The sequence below is a fragment of the uncultured Ruegeria sp. genome, from assembly GCF_947504215.1.
Taxonomy (GTDB): domain Bacteria; phylum Pseudomonadota; class Alphaproteobacteria; order Rhodobacterales; family Rhodobacteraceae; genus Ruegeria.
Map to the genome: position 1 here is coordinate 1 of NZ_CANNGO010000037.1, position 877 is coordinate 877.

Below are 877 nucleotides of genomic sequence, written 5' to 3' on the forward strand. Positions count from 1 at the left end.
CTAGGGTCAGGACCGATTGATTTCCGCCTTACAGCGTGATTCACGGTTCGAAAACGAGCGGTGAACATGTCTGATCTTTTCTGGCTTACGGACGCGCAGATGGCGCGTTTGAAGCCCTTCTTCCCAAAGCCCCACGGCAAGCCACGCGTAGATGACCGGCGTGTATTGAGCGGGATTATCTTCATCAATCGCAATGGGTTACGGTGGCGTGACGCGCCTGCTGCCTATGGCCCGCACAAGACGCTGTACAATCGTTGGAAACGGTGGAGCGATAGGGGTGTTTTTGCACAGATGATGGTCGGTCTGGCCGCTTAGCACGGCGAGGAGAAGACCGTGATGATCGACGCAACTTATTTGAAGGCCCACCGTACCGCGACCAGTATGGGCTCAAAAAGGGGGGCGTGGACGCCTGATCCACTGCCCGGAAGGCGCATCCGAAGGATGCTGCCGAGAGGGGGCCGGACCAAGGGCGGTATGAACACCAAACTGCATGCCATTTGCGACAGCCAAGGGCGTCCGCTGAACCTGTTCGTGACAGCCGGACAAGTCACCGACTATATCGGCGCAAGGGCGTTACTGAGTAGCCTGCCGGATGTCGATTGGCTGCTTGGTGACCGCGGCTATGACGCGGACTGGTTCAGAGAAGCCTTGAAAGACAAAGGCATACGCCCCTGCATCCCGGGTCGAAAGCAACGCAAGACGACCGCAAAATACGACAAGCGGCGATACAAACGCCGCAATCGGATCGAGATCATGTTCGGCAGGCTGAAAGATTGGCGGCGTGTTGCAACAAGATACGACCGATGCCCGAAGGTCTTCCTCTCAGCAATCGCTCTCGCGGCGCTCGTAATTTACTGGCTATGAGTCCTGACCCTAG

Annotated in this window: 1 pseudogene; it reads left to right on the forward strand. The window is 57.2% G+C overall.

From position 1 onward, the window contains the following. Positions 1-66 precede the first annotated feature (66 nt). Positions 67-864: pseudogene (locus Q1B21_RS22295) on the forward strand (IS5 family transposase). Positions 865-877 lie beyond the last annotated feature (13 nt).